Source organism: Pseudomonas sp. UBA5666 (assembly GCF_002420785.1).
GTDB lineage: Bacteria > Pseudomonadota > Gammaproteobacteria > Pseudomonadales > Pseudomonadaceae > Aquipseudomonas > Aquipseudomonas fulva.
Genome location: NZ_DIIQ01000047.1, coordinates 1 through 2141, shown reverse-complemented (window position 1 = coordinate 2141; position 2141 = coordinate 1). Strand labels below are relative to the sequence as shown.

Annotated in this window: 1 protein-coding gene; it reads right to left on the bottom strand. The window is 59.7% G+C overall.

From position 1 onward, the window contains the following. The coding region (locus B2Y33_RS20615; protein ID WP_349681384.1) for an immunoglobulin-like domain-containing protein at window positions 1–2141 on the bottom strand (2141 nt) is incomplete at both ends.

The window sequence follows — 2141 nt, the reverse complement described above, 5'->3', positions numbered from 1 at the left end:
GTAGGTGATCTTGCCGCCTTCGGTCACGGTGGTGTTATCCACAGCCAACACGGCAGTGACCTTGCTGATCGTGTCGGTGACGTTGACCGAAGCCGGGCCGCCAATGACCAGGTTCTCGAAGGTGGCGTTCGGCACTTCTGCCTTGACGATGCCAACCTCGATCTTGCCCTCGTCCTTGAAGACGTCATCGCCTTGCGCAGCAGCCGTGTAGGTCTTGGTCATCTCGCCAGCCTTGAACACAACGGTGGCGTTGTTGCTCAGGGTAACGGTCAGGTCCTTGTCCAGTGCGCGGTTCAGGCTCAGGGTGAAGGTCGGCGCAGTGGCTTCGTTCACCGACACCTGATTGGCGACGATATTGACCTGCACCAGGTCGCCCTGGCCGGCAGGTTCGTCGTGCACGGTCGTGGTAACCGGCGACTTGTCCGCCACCAGGTTTTCAAATTGCTTGGCGCCTGCGACCGTGATGTCGGTAATCGACTTGGTGACCGCAGGCTGGCCGCCGACGTACACGTCATCTGGCGCATTGATGGTGACGGTGCCAGTAGCAGAGCCAGCGGCGATGAACACCTGGGTGCCACCGGTCAAGGTGACGGTCACGCCACCGTGGCCAGTGACCGGCAGGTCGCTGTCTTCGCTGATCAAGGTTACGGTGTAGGTGATCTTCCCGCCTTCGACGACCGAGGTGTTATCCACAGCCAGCACCGCAGTGACTTTGCTGATGGTGTCGGTGACATCGACCGATGCAGGCGCGCCCAGCACCAGATTCTCGAAGGTAGCATTCGGCACTTGGGCCTTGACGATACCGATCTGGATCTTGCCTTCGTCCTTGAAGACGTCATCGCCCTGGGCAGGTGCGACATAGGACTTGCTGGTCTCGCCGGCCTTGAACACAACAGTGGCGTTGTTGCTCAGGGTGACCGTGAGGTCCTTGTCCAGCACGCGGTTCAGGGTCAGCGTGAACAGGGGTGGCGTGGCTTCGTTGACCGAGACCTGGTTGGCCACGATGTTCACCAGTACCAGGTCACCCTGGTTGTCATTGCCTGGCGTACCCGAACCTGGCTCGTCGGTAACTTGGGTGCTGACAGGTGTCTTATCGAGCGTTAATTGTTCGAACTTGCCAACATCGGCACCGGTAACGGAGGCGATCGACTTCACGACCGGATCGTTAGCACCGACATAGTCGTTGTCAGGCGCGGACACAGTAACCGAGCCAGTTGTGCCGTTGGCTGGGATGGTGATGACGGTCTTGCCATCGTCCAGGGTGAAGGTCAGCGCGCCGTGTTTGTCGATTGGCAGGCCATCTTTGTTGGTCAGGGTCACGGTGTAGGTGATCTGACCGCCTTCGGTGACCGAGTCGGTCGCGGTGAGCTTGGCTACAACTTCGTCGATGGTGTCGGTGACTTTCACCGAGGCCTCGTTGCCCAGCTGCAGGTTCTCGAAGGTACGACCACCCGCATCGGCTGCCGACTTGATGCCCAGGCTGATTTCGCCGGAGTCTTTGTAGACGTCGTCGCCTTGTGCGGCGTGGGTGTACTGGGCGCTGGTTTCACCGGCTTTGATAGTGACCTTCTCGCTGTTGCTAAGGGTCACGACCAGGTCATTGGCCAGTGCGGTATTCACGTGCACGGTGAAGGTCGGCTTGACGTTCTCGGCGACAGAGGTCTGGTCGGCGGTGATAGTCACTTGGACCAGGTCGCCCTGGTTGCCAGTACCAGGAACTCCCGAGCCAGGCTCATCGGTAACCTGAGTGGTGACAGGCGTTTTGTCGAGCGTCAGCTGCTCGAACTTGCCAACGTCTGCGCCGGCAACGGAGGCGATCGATTTGACGACCGGGTCGTTCGCGCCAACATAGACGTTGTCAGGCGCTGTGACGGTAACCGAACCCGTGGTGCCGTTCGCCGGGATAGTGATGGTGGTCTTGCCATCATCAAGGGTGAAGGTCAGCGCGCCATGCTTATCGATCGGCAGGCCGTCTTTGTTGGTCAGGGTCACGGTGTAGGTGATCTGACCACCTTCGGTAACCGAGTCGGTCGCAGTCAGCTTGGCTACAACTTCGTCGATGGTATCGGTGACTTTCACCGACGCCTCGTTACCCAGCTGCAGGTTTTCGAAGGTGCGGTCGCCAGCGTCTGCTGCCGACT